Origin of the sequence: Streptomyces sp. NPDC050211 (genome assembly GCF_040656035.1) — a bacterium.
Lineage (GTDB): Bacteria > Actinomycetota > Actinomycetes > Streptomycetales > Streptomycetaceae > Streptomyces.
The window spans coordinates 36,874-53,795 of record NZ_JBFALC010000029.1 but is presented as its reverse complement, the minus strand read 5'-3'; the positions used below and the strand labels follow the sequence as shown (position 1 = coordinate 53,795).

Genomic DNA, 16,922 nt, shown 5'->3' with positions numbered 1-16,922 from the left:
ATGCCGCTGACAACGCACAGGCTCGGATCGGTAACGCGGCCTATGTCCGGTCCTGTTCGAGTTTTCCGGTTTGGGTTCCCGGGGGCCGCTGGTTCGGTACGCGGGCGTCGGGGTGGGGCAGTGCGGGCCGTGGGGGGTGGTCCTGGACGAGGGCGCGCAGTGCGCGGACCTCGCGTTCGAGGGCGAGATGGCGCTGGTGGGTGTCGTACAGGTAGCGGACCTTGGTGCGCAGGGCCCAGGGGTCGATGGGTTTCATGACGAGGTCGGCGACGCCGAGTCCGAAGGCGGTGGAGGTCAGTTCGTGGTCGGCGCCGAAGCCGGTGAGCAGGATGACGGGGATGTGCTGGGTCTGTTCCACGCGCCGCATGTAGCGGACCACGTCGAGGCCGCTGACGCCGGGCATGCGCACATCGAGCAGGAGGAGGCCGACCCGGCCGCGCAGCACCTGCTTGAGTGCCTCGTCGCCGCTGGTGGCGCGGGCCAGCAGATAGCCCAGCGGCGCCAGGGCGCTCTCCAGTGCGTAGAGCGTGTCCTTGTGATCGTCAACGATGAGGATCTTGGATTCCGACGGCATGGCCCGGCGTCCCTCCCGCGTGGACAACCAGCTTATGTCCGGGCACTGACGGGGCGTGCTCGTCAGCTGACAAGGAGTGCACAGCGCAGCATGCCGCGCGCGGGCGCGCATGTCACGCCCCGGGGCGCAGAGGACGAGGTCAATTGGCCGCCGGTGTAGAACCGTTCACCGTGTCCTCGGCGATGATCTCGTGGTGCCTGATCACTTCGCCGATGATGAAATTGAGGAACTTCTCAGCAAAGGCGGGGTCGAGCTTGGCGCTCTCGGCGAGCGCGCGCAGCCGGGCGATCTGCCGGGCCTCGCGGGCGGGATCGGCAGGCGGCAGCTGGTGGGCGGCTTTGAGGTGGCCGACCTGCTGGGTGCATTTGAAGCGTTCGGCGAGCATGTGGACGACGGCCGCGTCGATGTTGTCGATGCTGTCACGCAGCCGGGCGAGTTCCTCGCGGACGGCGGGGTCGACGTCACCGGTCGAGGTGTTGCTGGTGGTCATGGCGAAACCCTACGGGGCACCGGGGCCGCCGATCATCGCGCGCCGCGAAAGACGGCCGGTTGTCGCTAGGCCCTGTCCGGAGGTGTGTCCTGGGGAGTGTGCGAGGGCGTGTGCGGCCGTTCGATGACGGGTGGGTCGTCGGGGTCGGGGATGCGGTCGCTCCAGCCGCCGGGGACGGTGCGGCCCTCCTGGGCGCGGAAGCGGATGGGGGCCATGCCGACGCGGCGGGTGAACAGGCGGGAGAAGTAGGCGGGGTCGTCGTAGCCGACACGGCGGGCGACGGCGGCGACGGGCAGTTCGGTGGCGGCGAGGAGTTCCTTGGCGCGGCCCAGGCGGATGCCGAGCAGGTAGTCCTTGGGGCTGCAGCCGGCCACGCGGCGGACGGCGGCGCGCAGTTCGGCGGTGGTCATGCCGTGCCGGGCGGCGTGGTCAGCGACCGACATCGGCAGACAGGCGTCGCGGGCGAGGGCCTTGAGGACCTGGTTCCCGGCGGGGGTCAGGTCGGCGCGGGCGCGGCGCAGGGCGACGAGGAGTTCGTGGACGGCGGCGCCGGTCTCCACTTCCAGGAGCGGGTTGTCGCGGCGGGCGGCGCGCACGATGCGGGCGATGACGGCGCGCGGGCCGGTGGCGTCCGCGAGGGGCACCACAGGGCGGCCGGGTTCGATGTAGCCGAGTTCGGTGTAGGTGGCGGTGGCGGGCCCGGCGAAGCCGACGAAGCCCTCGTCCCAGCCGGTGTCGGGGTCGGGCCCGTAGTGGTGCGGGACGCCGGGTGTGAGCCACAGCAGGGCGGGCGCGGTGACGGTGGTACGGCGGCCGTCGGGGCCGGCGTACCAGCCGCCGCCGGTGCTGATCACGACGGCGACGTGGCTGTCGAGGGTGCGCGGTCCGACGGTGGGCAGGGCGCCGTACTGGAGGCCGACGCCGAGGCACACCAGGCCGAGCCGGTGGTGGGCGGGGCCGGGCGTGAAGAACCGCATCCAGGTGTGGTACATCCGCGGCCGACTCCGCTCCGTGTCGTTGTGCGTCCCGGTCGTTTCCGTCCAGGTCGTTTCCGTTCCGGTCGTTTCCCGCCCGGTCGTTTCCGTCCAACCAGCGCCGATCTTTGTCCATGGACGTGATCGCCGCCAGGGGTGAGGGTGACGGCATGAGCGACTTCACGGTGGGGGACACGGATTTCCTGTTGGACGGGCGGCCGGTGCGGTTGCTGTCCGGCGCGCTGCACTACTTCCGCGTGCACGAGGAGCAGTGGGGGCACCGGCTGGCGATGCTGCGGGCGATGGGCCTGAACTGTGTGGAGACATACGTCCCATGGAATCTGCACGAGCCCGGTCCCGGCCGTTTCCGGGACGTGGGTGCGCTGGGCCGATTCCTGGACGCGGCGCGGGAGGCGGGCCTGTGGGCGATCGTGCGGCCGGGGCCGTACATCTGCGCCGAGTGGGAGAACGGCGGGCTGCCGCACTGGGTGCCGGGGCATGCACGCACGCGTGACGAGCGTTTTCTGCGTCCCGTGGAGCGCTGGTTCGGCCGGCTGCTGGAGGAGGTCGTGCCCCGGCAGATCGACCGCGGCGGGCCGGTGATCATGGTGCAGGTGGAGAACGAGTACGGCAGCTACGGCTCGGACGCGGAGTATCTGCGCCGGCTCGCCGAGCTGCTGCGGGACCAGGGCGTCACGGTGCCGTTGTTCACCTCGGACGGCCCGGAGGACCACATGCTCTCCGGCGGATCCGTGCCCGATGTCCTCGCCACGGTGAATTTCGGCTCCCACGCGCGCGTGGCGTTCGAGACGCTGCGTCGGCACCGCCCCGAGGGTCCGCTGATGTGCATGGAGTTCTGGTGCGGCTGGTTCGACCACTGGGGCGGGCAGCACACCGTGCGCGACGCCCAGGATGCGGCCGAATCCCTGCGGGAGATCCTGGAGTGCGGTGCCTCGGTCAACATCTACATGGCGCACGGCGGCACCAACTTCGCCGGCTGGGCGGGCGCCAACCGGGGCGGCGGCGACATGCACGACGGGCCGCTGGAGCCGGACGTCACCTCCTACGACTACGACGCGCCGATCGACGAGTACGGCCGCCCCACGGAGAAGTTCTGGCGCCTGCGCGAGGTGCTCGCCGAGTACGCCGACGGTCCGCTGCCCGAACCGCCGCCGACGCCCGAGCCGTTGGGCGCCCCGGCCGACGTGGACCTTGCGGGCTGGGCGCCCCTGAGTGCCGTACTGGAGACGCTCGGCGGCCCGGAGACCACCTCTCCCCTCCCGCCGTCCTTCGAGGAGCTGGACGTCGACCGGGGGCTCGTACGGTACGAGGTCGCCGTGCCGGGGCCGCGGCAGCCGTATCCGCTGATCGCGCGCGGGCTGCGGGATGTGGCGGTGGTGTACGTCGACGGGGAGCGGGCCGGGGTGCTCACCGAGGGCGACGAGCAGCTGAAGGAGCCGGTTGTCGGGCACGCGCGCGTGGAGCTGTGGGTGGAGTCCCTGGGGAGGGTCAATTACGGACCCCGGTCCGGGGAGCCCAAGGGCATCACCGAGGGCATCCTGCATGAGCGGCAGTTTCTACACGGGGTACGCGCGCGTGCACTGCGCCTGGACGCCTTCGACGCGGGGGTGGACGGCGTGCCCTTCGAGCCGCCGTCCGAGGAGGGTGCCCCCGGCCTGTACCGGGGTACCGTCATGGTCCGCGGTGCCGGGGACGCCTGTCTGGAGCTGCCGGGCTGGACGCGCGGGTTCGTGTGGATCAACGGCTTCAATCTCGGGCGTTACTGGTCGGCGGGCCCACAGCACACGCTGTACGTCCCCGGGCCGGTGCTGCGGGAGGGCGGCAACGACGTGTGGGTGCTGGAGTTCGAGGGGCCGTCGGCGGGAGCCGGGCTCCGCCTGAGGTCCGACCCGCGAAATCCGCTCATACCCTCGTAGAGTGGAATCGGGTCAGGCGTCTTGGGGGTACAGGCGTGGCGAACGACGGACCGGTCGAGCACGGCTACCCACACCTGGAGACGGTGCGGGAGTCGATCACCGCGCTCTACAAGCGGCTGTCGTACGACACCGTCCAGACGTTCGCGAGCAGTGTGGCCCCCGTCGACGTGGCGTTCTGCGACACCGACGACCTGTATCTGGGCGCCCAGCGAGTGGCCCGGGAGCTGGTGCGGCACTACCGGCTCCCGGACGCCCGGGTGATCGTCAGCTTCCGTGAGATGAAGCACGCCGCGAACGTCGAACTCGCCGCGGGACCCGAGTACTTCGTCGAGCTGAACGACCGCTTCCGCACCCACCGGCGGGACATCGGCGCGGCCCTCGCCCACGAGATCATGCACGTCTATCTGCACCGCCTCGATCTGACGTTCCCCGGCACCCGGGACAACGAGATCCTCACCGACACCGCGACGACGTATCTGGGCGCCGGCTGGCTGCTCCTCGACGCCTACCGTGAGGACGCGGCGTCGTCGCAGAAGCTCGGCTATCTGACACCGGAGGAGTTCGGGTACGTCCTGGCCAAGCGTGCCCTGGTGTTCGGCGAGGACCCGTCCGTGTGGTTCACCAGTCCGCAGGCCTACACGGCGTACACGAAGGGCATGGTCCAGGCCCGCCGCGACGAGCAGCAGCCCCCTTTGACGGCGGCCGGCTGGGCGGGCCGCCGTCGCTACGCCCGCGACCGCCGCCACGTCCACGGCCCCCAGCCCGGCGTCCCCTACACCTTCAGCCCCGACGGCGGCGGCCACCTCCGCGTCACGTTCCCCTGCCCGACCTGCCACCAGCGGATCAGGGTGCCGGTGCGGGGGCGGATGCGGGCGCGGTGTTCTTTGTGCCGGACGGTGCTGGAGTGCGACACGTAGGCGCTGCGCTGGCGGGGCGGTCCTCGTCTGCGGCTCCGTTGTGGCTGGTCGCGCCCACGCGGCGGAGCCGCATATCGACACAGCCCCGCTCCCCTTCGGGGCGCTGATCTACACGCCGTACGCAGCCCCCGGCTTCTCCGCCCGGGCCAGCAGCTTCAGCACCGTCTCCCCCGCCTCCCCGGCACTCCACCGCGCCCCATTGTCGGCCGTCGGTCCCGGCCGCCAACCCTCCATCACCGTGATCCGACCGCCCTCCGCCTCGAAGACCCGCCCGGTCACCCCCGCGCTCCCCGCCGAGCCCAGCCAGACCACCAGCGGCGAGACGTTCTCCGGGGCCATCGTGTCGAAGCCGGCGTCCGGCGCCGCCATGGTCTCGGCGAAGGTGTGTTCCGTCATCCGGGTCCGGGCCGCGGGGGCGATCGCGCTGACCTGAACCCCGTAGCGCCCCAGCTCAGCCGCGGCGACCAGCGTCAGACCGACGATCCCGGCCTTCGCCGCGCTGTAGTTGCCCTGCCCGACCGAGCCGAGCAGCCCCGCACCGCTGCTGGTGTTGACGATCCGCGCGTCGGGCAGACGGCCCGCCTTGGCCTCGGCACGCCAGTGGGCGGCGGCGTGCTTCAGCGGCAGGAAGTGACCCTTGAGGTGGACGCGTATGACGGCGTCCCAGTCGTCCTCGTCCAGGTTGACCAGCATCCGGTCACGCAGGAAGCCCGCGTTGTTGACGAGGGTGTCGAGCCGGCCGTAGGTCTCCAGGGCGGTCCGGATCAGTGCGGCGGCGCCGTCGCTGGTGGCGATGTCGCCGCCGTGCGCGACCGCCTCGCCGCCCGCCGCGCGGATCTCGTCGACGACCTGGCCGGCCGGGCTGTCGGGGCCCGGTGTGCCGTCCAGGCCGACGCCGAGGTCGTTGACGACGACCCGTGCGCCCTCGGCGGCGAACGCCAGCGCGTGGGCGCGGCCGAGGCCACGGCCCGCGCCGGTGACGATCACGACGCGTCCGTCGCAGATTCCGGTCATGGTGCGTCTCCTTGTCGACTCATGGCTCTTGTCTCCCCCGGCTCATCTCACGTCTCTTTGTTGGCGGTTGCGGCATCCAGGAAGGCGGGCCGCTCCCCTCCCCCGTGCACCAGCAGGCTCGCCCCGCTGATGTAGGCGGCAGCGTCGGAGGTGAGGAAGACCGCGGCGGCGCCGACGTCGGCGGGATCGGCGAGGCGGCCGAGCGGGACGGTGCGGCCGACCGCCTCGACGCCGTCGTCGCCGCCGTAGTGCAGGTGGGACAGCTCCGTGCGGACCATGCCGACGACGAGGGTGTTGACGCGGACCTCCGGCGCCCACTCCACGGCCATCGACCGGGCGAGGCTCGCCAGGCCCGCCTTGGCCGCACCGTAGGCCGCCGTGCCGGGCGAGGGGCGGTCGCCGCTGACGCTGCCGATCATGACGACGGCGCCACGGGACCGCTTGAGGTGCTCGTACGCGGCGAGGGATGCGGTCAGTGGGGCGATCAGGTTCAGCTCGACGACCCGTGCGTGCCGCTCGGCGCCCGCGTCGGCCAGCCGTCGGAAGGGGCTGCCGCCCGCGTTGTTGACGAGCACGTCGAGCCGGGGCAGTCCACCGAAGAAGGCGCGCACGGCATCCGGGTCCCGCAGGTCCAGGGGCACGAACTCGGTTCCCTTGACGGGGCCTTCGGGTGGCCGGCGCGCGCAGGTGACGACCTCCGCGCCCGCCTCCACGAACGCCTTCGCGATGCCCGCGCCGACGCCACGGGTGCCGCCGGTGACGACGGCGACGCGGCCGTCGAGGGGCCGGTCGCGGGGATGGCCGGGGTTTTCCACAGGGTCTGGAGCTTGGTTTTCCACAGGGCCTCCCGCCGCGATCCGCCTGCTGCTAGCTTCGAAGCCTCACACCTAACAAATGTTTGGTGGAAAGGTAGCTGAGTGCGAAGGTAGCTGATGCGTCCATGGGTGTCTCCACCTCGTCCCCGGAAAAGGGGCCCGAGAAAGACGGAATCGCCGTTGTCACAGTCGACTTCCCGCCGGTGAACGCCCTGCCGGTGGACGGCTGGTTCGCGCTGGCCGACGCGGTGCGCGCGGCCGGCCGCGACCCGGAGGTGCGGTGCGTGGTGCTGGCCGCCGAGGGGCGGGGGTTCAACGCGGGCGTGGACATCAAGGAGATACAGGCGCGCGGGCAGAGCGCGCTGGTCGGCGCCAACCGGGGCTGCTTCGCGGCGTTCTCAGCGGTGTACGAGTGCGAGGTGCCCGTGGTGGCGGCGGTGCAGGGCTTCTGCCTGGGAGGGGGCATCGGTCTTGTGGGGAACGCGGATGTGATCGTGGCGAGCGAGGACGCCGCCTTCGGGCTGCCCGAGCTGGACCGTGGAGCGCTGGGCGCCGCCACCCACCTGGCCCGGCTGGTCCCGCAGCACCTGATGCGCGCCCTGTACTACACCTCGCGGACGGCGACGGCGGCCGAGCTGCACGCGCACGGCTCGGTGTGGCGGGTGGTGCCGCGCGAGGAACTCCCTTCGGCCGCCCTGGAGTTGGCCCGCGAGATAGCCGCGAAGGACGGGGAGCTGCTGCGGTTGGCCAAGGCCGCGATCAACGGCATCGACCCGGTGGACGTGCGCCGCAGCTACCGCTTCGAGCAGGGCTTCACCTACGAGGCGAGCGTGAGCGGCGTGGGCGACCGGGTCCGCGACACCTTTGGACGCAACTCCTTTGGAAAGGACGGTGACTGAGTGGGCGACACGACGATGACCACCGTGGGCGACAAGACGATGACCGCCGACGAGGCCGTCTCCGGGCTGGAGAGCGGCATGACCCTCGGCATCGGCGGCTGGGGCTCGCGCCGCAAACCGATGGCCCTGGTGAGAGCGGTGCTCCGGTCCGGCATCACCGACCTCACGGTGGTGTCGTACGGCGGCCCGGACGTCGGCATGCTCGCCACCGCCGGCCGGATCCGCAAACTGGTCGCCCCCTTCGTCACCCTCGACTCGATCCCCCTCGAACCGCACTACCGGGCGGCCCGCGAGCGGGGGGAGCTGGAGCTGATGGAGATCGACGAGGCGATGTTCATGTGGGGGCTGCACGCGGCGGCGAACCGGCTGCCCTTCCTGCCGGTGCGGGCCGGGATCGGTTCCGATGTGATGCGGGTCAACCCGGGTCTGCGGACGGTGACGTCGCCGTACGACGACGGGGAGACGTTCGTGGCGATGCCCGCCCTGCGCCTGGACGTGGCCCTGGTCCATGTCAACCGCGCCGACCGGCGGGGCAACGGCCAGTATCTGGGGCCCGACCCGTACTTCGACGACCTGTTCTGCGAGGCGGCGGACGCGGCGTTCGTCTCCTGCGAGCGGATCGTGGACACTGCCGAGCTGACGAAGGAGGCCGCACCCCAGACCCTGCTGATCAAACGTCATGTGGTGACGGGCGTGGTGGAGGCACCGGGCGGCGCCGCCTTCACGTCCTGCGCCCCCGACTACGGGCGTGACGAGGCCATGCAGAAGGAGTACGCGACCACACCCTGGGCGGAGTTCGCCGAGCGGTTCCTCAACGGGCCCGAGGAGGAGGGGACATGACCGTGACGCGCAGTGAGTTCTGTGTGATCGCCTGCGCCGAGGCCTGGCGCGGCGCCGGTGAGATCCTGGCGAGCCCCATGGGCCTGATCCCCTCCATCGGCGCGCGCCTCGCCCGGCTCGCCTTCGCGCCGGACCTGTTGCTGACCGACGGTGAGGCGATGCTGGTCGACGTGGACGGCACCGTCGAGGGCTGGCTGCCGTACCGGCAGCATCTGACCCTCGTCACCGGAGGCCGGCGGCACGTGATGATGGGCGCGAGTCAAATCGACCGCTTCGGCAACCAGAACATCTCCTGCATCGGCGACTGGGACAAGCCGAAGCGGCAGCTACTGGGGGTGCGGGGCGCGCCGGTCAACACCCTCAACAATCCGACCAGTTACTGGATCCCGAAGCACTCCCGGCGGGTGTTCGTGGAGAAGGTCGACATGGTGTGCGGGGTCGGGTACGACCATGCGGCCGGTGCCCGCCATCACCGCATCCCCCGGGTCGTCTCCGACCTCGGCGTCTTCGACTTCGACACCCCGGACCGCTCGATGCGGCTGGCCTCGCTGCATCCGGGGGTGACCGTCGACGAGGTCAGGGCTGCGACGGGGTTCGCGCTGACGATCCCGGACGAGGTGCCGTCCACCCGCGAGCCGACGCCCGCCGAACTGCGGCTGATCCGCGAGGTGATCGACCCGGACAACCGGCGCGCGCGTGAGGTCCCCGAGGAGGCGAGGGCCTGATGGACACCGCGCTCACCCGGCTGGTCGGGGTCCGCCACCCGATCGTGCAGACGGGCATGGGCTGGGTGGCGGGCCCGCGTCTGGTCTCGGCGACGGCGAACGCGGGCGGGCTGGGCATCCTGGCGTCGGCGACGATGACGACCGACCGGCTGCGTGAGGCGATACGCGAGGTCACGTCCCGTACGACGGCGCCCTTCGGGGTCAACCTCCGCGCCGACGCCTCCGACGCCGGGGACAGGGCGCGGATCCTGATCCAGGAGGGTGTCCGGGTCGCCTCCTTCGCGCTGGCGCCCTCCCCCGAGCTGATCGGCACGCTCAAGGACGCGGGCGTGGTCGTGATCCCGACGGTCGGCGCCCGGCGCCATGCCGAGAAGGTCGCGGCCTGGGGCGCGGACGCGGTGATCGTGCAGGGCGGGGAGGGCGGCGGACACACCGGCGAGGTGGCGACGACGGTGCTGCTGCCGCAGGTCGTGGACGCGGTGCGGATACCCGTGGTGGCGGCGGGCGGCTTCTTCGACGGCCGGGGCCTGGTCGCGGCGCTGGCCTACGGGGCGGCGGGCGTCGCCATGGGCACCCGCTTCCTGCTCACCTCGGACTCGACGGTGCCGGACGCAGTCAAGGCGCGGTACCTGACAGCGAGCGTCCGGGACGTCACGGTCACCAGAGCGGTCGACGGCCTGCCCCACCGCATGCTCCGCACGGACCTGGTCGACTCGCTGGAGAACTCCGGCCGCGCCAGAACCCTCCTCCGAGCCATGGGCCACGCGGCCCGCTTCCGCAAGCTGTCCGGCATCGGCTGGCCGACGATGCTCCGCGACGGACTCGCCCTCAAGCACGGCAAGAACCTGTCCTGGAGCCAGCTCCTACTCGCCGCGAACACCCCGATGCTGCTCAGGGCATCGATGGTGGACGGGCGCACGGACCTCGGGGTAATGGCGTCGGGACAGGTCGCCGGAGTCATCGACGACCTGCCGTCCTGCGCGGAACTGATCGACCGGATCATGAAGGAGGCCGAGGAGACACGTGAACGACTGACGGCCCCCTAGCAACCCACAGCCCGGCAGCGCCCCGTAAGGGGCGCGGGGAACTGCGCGACCAGCCACAACGGAGCCGCAGACGATCAACGGCCCCGCGCGGCACGCCCGTCACAGCCTCTCAATTACCGTCACGTTCGCCTGCCCCCCACCCTCACACATCGTCTGCAACCCGAACCGCCCACCCGTACGCTCCAGCTCATGCAGCAGGGTCGTCATCAGCTTCGCGCCAGTCGCGCCGAGCGGGTGGCCCAGGGCTATCGCACCACCGTTGACGTTGACCTTCTCCGGATCCGCGCCCGTCTCCTTCAGCCAGGCCAGGACGACGGGTGCGAAGGCCTCGTTGATCTCGACGAGGTCGATCGCGTCGATGGAGAGGCCGGTCTTCTTCAGGGCGTGGGCGGTGGCCGGTATCGGAGCGGTCAGCATCCGGATCGGGTCCTCGCCACGCACGGAGAGATGGTGGACTCGGGCGCGCGGCGTCAGCCCGTGCTCGCGCACCGCCCGCTCGGAGGCCAATAGCATGGCAGCCGCGCCGTCGGAGACCTGCGAGGAGCAGGCGGCTGTGATCGTGCCGCCGTCGATGACCGGCTTGAGCCCGGCCATCTTCTCGAGGGAGGTGTCCCTGCGCGGCCCTTCGTCGACGGTCACGTCCCCGTACGGCACGGTCTCGCGCTGGAAGCGGCCCTCGTCGATCGCCCGCAGCGCCCTCTGGTGCGAGCGCAGCGCGAACTCCTCCTGGTCCTGCCTGCTGATCCCCCACTTGCCGGCGATCATCTCGGCGCCGACGAACTGGTTGACCGCCCGGTCCCCGTACCGCGCCCGCCAGCCCTCGCTGCCCGCGAAGGGGCCCTGGGTGAAGCCCAGCGGCTCGGCGGCCTGCCGGGTCGCATAGGCGATCGGGATCTGCGACATGTTCTGCACACCGCCCGCGACGACCAGGTCCTGTGTCCCGGACAGCACACCCTGCGCCGCGAAGTGCACGGCCTGCTGCGAGGACCCGCACTGCCGGTCCACCGTCACGCCCGGCACCTCCTCCGGCAGCCCGGCGGCCAGCCAGCAGGTGCGGGCGATGTCGCCGGCCTGCGGCCCGACCGCGTCCAGGCAGCCGAAGACGACGTCCTCGACGGCGGCGGGATCGACCCCGGCCCGCGCGACCAGTTCCTTCAGCACATGCGCGCCCAGGTCGGCCGGATGGACCCCGCTCAGTCCTCCCCCGCGCCGCCCCACGGGCGTACGGACCGCTTCGACGATGTAGGCCTCGGCCATGGCAACTCCCCAGACTTCCGGACTCCAGCAGTGGGTTATCTACGTACGGCGATCCCGTCCAGCACCATCGACAGGTACTGCCGGGCGATCTCCTCGGGGCTGTGGTGTCCGCCGGGCCGGTACCAGGACGCGGCGACCCACACCGTGTCCCGCACGAACCGGTAGGTGAGCCGGACGTCGAGGTCGGACCGGAAGACCTCGGCCGCGACCCCGCGCTCCAGCGTGGACAGCCACGCCTTCTCGAACTTGCGCTGCGATTCGGCGAGGAACGCGAACCGCTCCTGCGCCACGAGGTGCTTGGACTCCTTCTGGTAGATCGCGACGGCGGCGCGGTGCCGGTCGATCTCCCGGAACGACTCGGTGACCAGGGCCTCGAGCGTCTCGCGCGGGCCCAGTTCGGCGGCGCCCAGGACGGCGTCGTACCCGTTCCAGAGCTCGTCGAGAAAGGTCCGCAGGATCTCTTCCAGCATCGATTCCTTGGAGTCGAAGTGGTAGTAGAGGCTGCCGGCCAGCATCCCCGCGTGGTCCGCGATCTTGCGGACGGTGGTGGCGTTGTAACCCTGCTCGGCGAAGACCTCGGCGGCGGTGTCGAGGAGCTCGCGCCGGCGCTCGGGGGCGGCGGTCACCTGGGGCTTCTTCTTCGTAGGCACAAGCACATTGTGGGCCGCTCCGTGGTCAGGGATGCCGGCTGCTGACGGAGACGACCTCTCCGGTCATGTACGAGGAGTAGTCCGACGCCAGGAACACGATCACGTTGGCCACCTCCCAGGGCTCGGCGTACCGCCCGAAGGCCTCCCGCCGGGTCAGCTCGGCCAGCAGGTCGGGGCTGGTCACCTTCACCAGGTGCGGATGCATGGCGAGGCTCGGCGAGACCGCGTTGACCCGCACCCCGAACTCGGCGGCCTCCAGCGCCGCGCACCGGGTCAGCGCCATCACCCCGGCCTTCGCGGCGGCGTAATGCGCCTGTCCGGCCTGGGCGCGCCAGCCGACGACGGACGCGTTGTTGACGATCACCCCGCCGTCGCCGCCGCCCCGGAACAGCCGTAGAGCCGCCCGAGTGCACCGGAAGGTCCCGTTCAGCGTCACATCGAGCACCTTCGACCACTGCTCGTCGGTCATGTCGACGAGATCCGAAGTCCCGCCCAGCCCGGCATTGTTGACGACGACATCGAGCCGACCGTGCATGTCGACGGCCGCCTCGAACAGCGCGCTCACCTGCGTCCCGTCGGTGACATCGCACGGCAGCGCGGCGACGGCCGCCCCGAACTCCCCGGCCAGCTCGGCCTCGTACTCCTTGAGCCGCCGCACATGCGCGTCGCTGATCAGCACACGCGCGCCCTCCTCCAGGAAGCGCCTCGCGGTCGCCCCGCCGATCCCCGCCCCGGCCGCCGCGGTGATGACGGCGGTGCGGCCCTTCAGCAGCCCATGGCCGGGCACGTAGGCCGGACTCTCGACGCCTGTCATAGGAACACGCTAACCTACCAAACACTTGTTAGGGAAGACCACGAGAAGACCACGAGAAGACCGCCGCGGAGATCACGGCTGAGGGGGACGCCACAGATGGATCTCGCCTTCACACACGAAGAGGACGCCTTCCGGGCCGAGGCCCGCGCCTGGCTGCACGCGCACGTGCCGTCCACCCCGCTGCCCTCGCTGGAGACGGAGGAGGGCTTCCGGGCTCACCGCGCGTGGGAGGCCGAACTGGCCGCGGACCTCTGGTCGGTGGTGGACTGGCCGAGCGCGTACGGCGGCCGGGACGCGGGCCTGATCAGATGGCTGATCTTCGAGGAGGAGTACTACGCGGCGAGCGCGCCCGGCCGCGTCAGTCAGAACGGCATCAGCCTCCTCGCCCCCACCCTCTTCGACCACGGCACGGAGCGACAACGCGCGCGCGTGCTGCCGCCGATGGCCTCCGGCGAGGTGATCTGGGCCCAGGCGTGGTCGGAACCCGAGGCCGGTTCGGACCTGGCGTCCCTGAAAGCAAAGGCTGTCCGCACGGACGGCGGCTGGCTGCTGACCGGGCAGAAGACCTGGTCGTCACGGGCCGCCTTCGCCGACCGCGCGTTCGGCCTGTTCCGCACCGATCCGGACACCCCGAAGCCCCACCAGGGCCTGACCTACCTGATGTTCGACCTGCGCGCACCGGGCGTCACCGTCCGCCCCATCGGCCGCCTCGACGGCAAGCCCGCCTTCGCCGAGCTGTTCCTGGACGAGGTGTTCGTGCCGGACGAGGACGTGATCGGCGAACCCGGGCAGGGCTGGCGGATCGCCATGTCGACAGCGGGCAACGAACGCGGGCTGAAGCTCCGCTCACCGGGCCGTTTCCGTGCGAGCGCCGACCGCCTGGTGACGCTCTGGCAGGCGCAAGGAGAAACGGAATCCACGAAACGCCGTGTCGCCGACGCCCTGATCGGCGCCCGCGCCTACCAGCTCTTCACCTACGCCGCCGCCTCCCGCTTCCTCGACGGCCAGGAACTCGGCCCGGAGTCCAGCCTGAACAAGGTCTTCTGGTCCGAATACGACATCGCGCTGCATGAGACGGCCCTCGATCTCCTGGCCGAGGAGGGCGAGTTCGCGGACACGGACTGGTCGGAGCGGTACGTCTTCGCACTCGCCGGCCCGATCTACGCCGGCACGAACGAGATCCAGCGGGACATCATCGCCGAACACCTGCTCGGCCTCCCGAAAGGACGCCGCTGATGCGCCCGGGCTCCGCCGTCGCCGAAGAGAGCGCGACGCACAGGAAAGAGGCCGCGTTGATGCCCGAAGGGATGCCCTCGATGCCCGAAGGAACGCCCTCGATGCCGAAAGGACGCCGCTGATGCGCTTCCTCCTCGACGCCGAGCAGCGCGCGTTCGCCGCCTCGCTGGACGCGATGCTGACCTCCGCGGACACACCCTCGGTGGTACGGGACTGGAGTCGCGGCGAGCACGGCAGCGGGCGCGCGCTGTGGGGCCGTATCGCCGAAGCGGGCGTGTTCGCACTGGCGGTACCGGAGGAATACGACGGACTGGGCCCCCGGCCCGTCGAACTCGCCCTCGCTTTCGTCGAGTTGGGGCGACACGCGGTGCCCGGCCCGCTGGTGGAGACCGTGACCGCGGCAGTCCTGCTCACCAAGGCCGAACACCTGCTCCCGCCCCTCGCCTCCGGCGAGACCATGGCCACCGTGGCGTACGACAGCCCGTACGCCCTCGACGGCGACGCGGCCACGATCCGTCTCGCCCTCACCCCCGACGCCGTCCGCCTGTCCCCCGGCCACGGCCCCGTCCGCCCCTCCCTCGACCCCGCCCGCCGCCTCACCCCCCTCAGCCCGGGCGGCGAACTCCTCACCCCCACCCCACCCGTCGAGCAAGCCCTCACCTGGGCCCGCCTCACCACCGCCGCCCAGGCGCTGGGCGTCGGACTCGCCCTCCTCGACAAGACCGTCACCTACGTCAAGCAGCGCACCCAATTCGGCACCCCCATAGGCTCGTTCCAGGCCGTCAAGCACAGACTGGCCGACGCGAAGATCGCCCTGGAGTTCGCCCGCCCCCTGCTCTTCGGCGCCGCGCTGACCATGGAGCCCGCCGATGTCGCCGCGGCCAAGGCCACGGCCTGCGAGGCGGCGTACGCGACGGCGCGGACCGCGCTGCAGTTGCATGGCGCGATCGGCTACACCGCGGAGTACGACCTGTCGCTGTGGCTGACCAAGGCCCGCGCCCTGCGCACCGCCTGGGGCACTCCGGACGAGTGCAGGGCCCTGGTCGTCAGGGGTGGTGGTCGCCGCTGGTGACTTCCCGGTACTCCTCCACCGTCGGCTTCTCGATCCGCTTGTCGGGCCCGAACATGGCCCGCGACAGCCGGGCCCGCAGCCGCTGGGACGGCTTGACCCGACGGCGGACGCCGCCCGCGTCGACGAGCGGACCGAGCTCGTACGGCGGGTTCTGCTCGTGCTGGGTCAGGGTGAACAACTGCTCCTGCGAGACGGGTTCATGGATCTCGATGTACTCGCCGTTCGGCAGCCTCTTGATGGTGCCCGTCTCCCTGCCGTGCAGCACCTTGTTCCGGTCGCGGCGCTGGAGGCCGAGACAGATCCGCTTGGTGATGCTGTAGGCGAGGACCGGCACCACGAAGACCGCGACCCGCACGAACCAGGTGATGTCGTTGATGGACAGATGCAGATGGGTGGCCACGATGTCGTTGCCACCGCCGATCAGCAGCACCGCGTACAAGCTGAGCCAGGCCACGCCGAGGCCGGTGCGCACGGGCGCGTTGCGCGGCCGGTCCAGGATGTGGTGCTCGCGTTTGTCGCCGGTGACCCATGCCTCGATGAAGGGATACACGCCGATCGCGAGCATGACCAGCGGGAACAGCGCGAAGGGGATGAACACGCCCAGGGCGAGGGTGTGGCCCCAGAGGTTGATCTCCCATCCCGGCATCACCCGGATCAGCCCCTCGGAGAACCCGAGATACCAGTCGGGCTGGGCGCCGGTCGTGACCAGATCGGGGCGGTAGGGCCCGAAGGCCCACACGGGGTTGATGCTGGCGATGCCCCCCATGATCGTCAGCACACCGAAGACGAGGAAGAAGAAGCCGCCCGCCTTCGCCATGTAGACCGGCAGGAAGGGCATGCCGACCACCGACCTGTTGTCGCGGCCGGGGCCGGGATACTGCGTGTGCTTGTGGTAGAAGACCAGGATCAGATGGGCGGCCACCAGCCCCAGCATGATCCCGGGCAGCAGCAGGACATGGATCGGGAACAGGCGCGCGATGATGTCGTGCCCGGGGAACTCCCCGCCGAAGAGGAAGAACGACAGATACGTCCCGACGATCGGGACGGACAGGATCGCGCCCTGGGCGAAGCGGATGCCGGTGCCGGAGAGCAGGTCGTCGGGGAGCGAGTAGCCGGTCAGGCCGGTGATGATGCCGAGCATCAGCAGGGTCCAGCCGAAGAGCCAGTTGAGCTCGCGCGGCTTGCGGAACGCGCCGGTGAAGAAGATCCGCATCATGTGCACGAGCATCGCGCTGACGAAGACCAGCGCCGCCCAGTGATGGATCTGCCGGATCAGCAGCCCGCCGCGCACATCGAAGCTGATCTCCAGCGTGGACTCGAACGCCCGGGTCATCAGGACACCGTTGAGCGGTTCGTACGAGCCGTGGTACTCGACCTCGGCCATGCTCGGCTCGAAGAACAGGGTGAGGTAGACGCCCGTGAGGATCAGGACGATGAAGCTGTAGAGCGCGATCTCGCCCAGCATGAAGGACGGGTGGTCCGGGAAGACCTTGCGCATGTTGGCCTTGGCCAGGGCGTAGAGCCCGAGCCGCCCGTCGGCCCAGTCCGCGAGTTTCTCGCCCCTGCCGGGAGCCTGCCTGCGCGAGCGGGCGGACCCGGCCGCCTGGTCCACCGATCGTGCGCCGTCCATGCGTCGTCGCCTCCCCGTCGGATCTCACTCAG

17 protein-coding genes are annotated in these 16,922 nt (G+C 70.9%); 8 read left to right on the top strand and 9 right to left on the bottom strand.

From position 1 onward, the window contains the following. Positions 1-40 precede the first annotated feature (40 nt). The 3 genes from AB0I98_RS26500 to AB0I98_RS26490 all read right to left on the bottom strand — a co-directional run bounded on the left by AB0I98_RS26500 (position 41) and on the right by AB0I98_RS26490 (position 2,056). A complete protein-coding gene (locus AB0I98_RS26500) occupies positions 41-574 on the bottom strand; it encodes a response regulator (RefSeq protein WP_362945885.1) in 534 nt (177 codons plus the stop codon). A 139-nt stretch (positions 575-713) separates the two neighbouring features. Beyond that, positions 714-1,064, bottom strand: a complete 351-nt coding sequence (locus AB0I98_RS26495; protein WP_362945883.1) for a chorismate mutase — start codon at positions 1,062-1,064, stop codon at positions 714-716. Between the two features lie 65 nt (positions 1,065-1,129). After that, positions 1,130-2,056 carry an AraC family transcriptional regulator gene (locus AB0I98_RS26490; protein ID WP_362945880.1) on the bottom strand — a complete coding sequence of 309 codons (927 nt, stop codon included), beginning with the start codon at positions 2,054-2,056 and terminating at the stop codon, positions 1,130-1,132. Positions 2,057-2,208: 152 nt separating this feature from the next. On the opposite strand from AB0I98_RS26490, the gene AB0I98_RS26485 reads away from it, so the two are divergent. Together AB0I98_RS26485 and AB0I98_RS26480 are read left to right on the top strand one after the other, a co-directional pair. Then, positions 2,209-3,975 (top strand): beta-galactosidase family protein, encoded by a 1,767-nt coding sequence (locus AB0I98_RS26485; RefSeq protein WP_362945877.1) that lies wholly within the window; start codon positions 2,209-2,211, stop codon positions 3,973-3,975. Positions 3,976-4,010: 35 nt separating this feature from the next. Next, the gene (locus AB0I98_RS26480; RefSeq protein WP_362945874.1) at positions 4,011-4,892 is read left to right on the top strand and encodes a hypothetical protein; all 882 of its coding nucleotides are present in this window, start codon (positions 4,011-4,013) and stop codon (positions 4,890-4,892) included. A gap of 108 nt (positions 4,893-5,000) precedes the next feature. On the opposite strand, the gene AB0I98_RS26475 is transcribed toward AB0I98_RS26480, so the two are convergent. Continuing rightward, positions 5,001-5,906, bottom strand: a complete 906-nt coding sequence (locus AB0I98_RS26475) for an SDR family oxidoreductase (RefSeq protein ID WP_362945872.1) — start codon at positions 5,904-5,906, stop codon at positions 5,001-5,003. A 47-nt stretch (positions 5,907-5,953) separates the two neighbouring features. Then, positions 5,954-6,721, bottom strand: coding sequence for an SDR family oxidoreductase (locus AB0I98_RS26470; protein ID WP_362945870.1), 768 nt, complete (start codon positions 6,719-6,721; stop codon positions 5,954-5,956). Between the two features lie 125 nt (positions 6,722-6,846). Between AB0I98_RS26470 and AB0I98_RS26465 the strand changes: the two genes are divergently transcribed. Genes AB0I98_RS26465 through AB0I98_RS26450 form a run of 4 tightly spaced genes read left to right on the top strand, consistent with a single transcriptional unit; the run spans position 6,847 to position 10,231 of the window. After that, positions 6,847-7,620 carry an enoyl-CoA hydratase family protein gene (locus AB0I98_RS26465; protein ID WP_362945867.1) on the top strand — a complete coding sequence of 258 codons (774 nt, stop codon included), beginning with the start codon at positions 6,847-6,849 and terminating at the stop codon, positions 7,618-7,620. Positions 7,621-7,644: 24 nt separating this feature from the next. Further along, positions 7,645-8,460, top strand: coding sequence for a CoA-transferase (locus AB0I98_RS26460; RefSeq protein WP_362946003.1), 816 nt, complete (start codon positions 7,645-7,647; stop codon positions 8,458-8,460). Beyond that, complete coding sequence (locus AB0I98_RS26455) at positions 8,457-9,185, top strand: CoA-transferase (RefSeq protein ID WP_362945865.1); 729 nt, start codon at positions 8,457-8,459, stop codon at positions 9,183-9,185. Before AB0I98_RS26460 ends, AB0I98_RS26455 begins: the two co-directional genes overlap by 4 nt. Then, the gene (locus tag AB0I98_RS26450; protein WP_362945862.1) at positions 9,185-10,231 is read left to right on the top strand and encodes a nitronate monooxygenase; all 1,047 of its coding nucleotides are present in this window, start codon (positions 9,185-9,187) and stop codon (positions 10,229-10,231) included. The genes AB0I98_RS26455 and AB0I98_RS26450 overlap by 1 nt, the downstream gene beginning before the upstream one ends. 99 nt (positions 10,232-10,330) lie before the next feature. Here AB0I98_RS26450 and AB0I98_RS26445 read toward each other — a convergent pair whose 3' ends face one another. The 3 genes from AB0I98_RS26445 to AB0I98_RS26435 are packed head-to-tail and all read right to left on the bottom strand — an operon-like array spanning position 10,331 to position 12,952. Then, positions 10,331-11,488 (bottom strand): acetyl-CoA C-acetyltransferase, encoded by a 1,158-nt coding sequence (locus AB0I98_RS26445; RefSeq protein ID WP_362945860.1) that lies wholly within the window; start codon positions 11,486-11,488, stop codon positions 10,331-10,333. 35 nt (positions 11,489-11,523) lie between these two features. Further along, a complete protein-coding gene (locus AB0I98_RS26440) occupies positions 11,524-12,138 on the bottom strand; it encodes a TetR/AcrR family transcriptional regulator (RefSeq protein ID WP_328366438.1) in 615 nt (204 codons plus the stop codon). A gap of 25 nt (positions 12,139-12,163) precedes the next feature. Beyond that, positions 12,164-12,952, bottom strand: coding sequence for an SDR family oxidoreductase (locus AB0I98_RS26435; RefSeq protein WP_362945858.1), 789 nt, complete (start codon positions 12,950-12,952; stop codon positions 12,164-12,166). Positions 12,953-13,048: 96 nt separating this feature from the next. Here AB0I98_RS26435 and AB0I98_RS26430 point away from each other — a divergent pair, with 96 nt between their 5' ends. Beyond that, on the top strand, positions 13,049-14,188 hold the full coding sequence (locus tag AB0I98_RS26430) for an acyl-CoA dehydrogenase family protein (protein ID WP_362945855.1): 1,140 nt from the start codon (positions 13,049-13,051) through the stop codon (positions 14,186-14,188). A gap of 121 nt (positions 14,189-14,309) precedes the next feature. After that, positions 14,310-15,260: an acyl-CoA dehydrogenase family protein gene (locus tag AB0I98_RS26425; RefSeq protein WP_362945852.1), complete on the top strand. Its 951-nt coding sequence runs from the start codon at positions 14,310-14,312 to the stop codon at positions 15,258-15,260. On the opposite strand, the gene AB0I98_RS26420 is transcribed toward AB0I98_RS26425, so the two are convergent. Beyond that, the gene (locus AB0I98_RS26420) at positions 15,235-16,890 is read right to left on the bottom strand and encodes a cytochrome bc complex cytochrome b subunit (protein ID WP_362945850.1); all 1,656 of its coding nucleotides are present in this window, start codon (positions 16,888-16,890) and stop codon (positions 15,235-15,237) included. The genes AB0I98_RS26425 and AB0I98_RS26420 overlap by 26 nt on opposite strands. Between the last annotated feature and the right edge of the window lie 32 nt (positions 16,891-16,922).

Excerpts from the sequence above, each read along its gene's own strand:
- AB0I98_RS26420 (WP_362945850.1), bottom strand. The coding sequence starts at position 16,890 with ATGGACGGCGCACGATCGGTGGACCAGGCGGCCGGGTCCGCCCGCTCG.
- AB0I98_RS26500 (WP_362945885.1), bottom strand. The coding sequence starts at position 574 with ATGCCGTCGGAATCCAAGATCCTCATCGTTGACGATCACAAGGACACG.
- AB0I98_RS26490 (WP_362945880.1), bottom strand. The coding sequence starts at position 2,056 with ATGTACCACACCTGGATGCGGTTCTTCACGCCCGGCCCCGCCCACCAC.
- AB0I98_RS26485 (WP_362945877.1), top strand. The coding sequence starts at position 2,209 with ATGAGCGACTTCACGGTGGGGGACACGGATTTCCTGTTGGACGGGCGG.
- AB0I98_RS26465 (WP_362945867.1), top strand. The coding sequence starts at position 6,847 with ATGGGTGTCTCCACCTCGTCCCCGGAAAAGGGGCCCGAGAAAGACGGA.
- AB0I98_RS26455 (WP_362945865.1), top strand. The coding sequence starts at position 8,457 with ATGACCGTGACGCGCAGTGAGTTCTGTGTGATCGCCTGCGCCGAGGCC.
- AB0I98_RS26445 (WP_362945860.1), bottom strand. The coding sequence starts at position 11,488 with ATGGCCGAGGCCTACATCGTCGAAGCGGTCCGTACGCCCGTGGGGCGG.
- AB0I98_RS26425 (WP_362945852.1), top strand. The coding sequence starts at position 14,310 with ATGCGCTTCCTCCTCGACGCCGAGCAGCGCGCGTTCGCCGCCTCGCTG.
- AB0I98_RS26430 (WP_362945855.1), top strand. The coding sequence starts at position 13,049 with ATGGATCTCGCCTTCACACACGAAGAGGACGCCTTCCGGGCCGAGGCC.
- AB0I98_RS26495 (WP_362945883.1), bottom strand. The coding sequence starts at position 1,064 with ATGACCACCAGCAACACCTCGACCGGTGACGTCGACCCCGCCGTCCGC.
- AB0I98_RS26450 (WP_362945862.1), top strand. The coding sequence starts at position 9,185 with ATGGACACCGCGCTCACCCGGCTGGTCGGGGTCCGCCACCCGATCGTG.
- AB0I98_RS26475 (WP_362945872.1), bottom strand. The coding sequence starts at position 5,906 with ATGACCGGAATCTGCGACGGACGCGTCGTGATCGTCACCGGCGCGGGC.
- AB0I98_RS26435 (WP_362945858.1), bottom strand. The coding sequence starts at position 12,952 with ATGACAGGCGTCGAGAGTCCGGCCTACGTGCCCGGCCATGGGCTGCTG.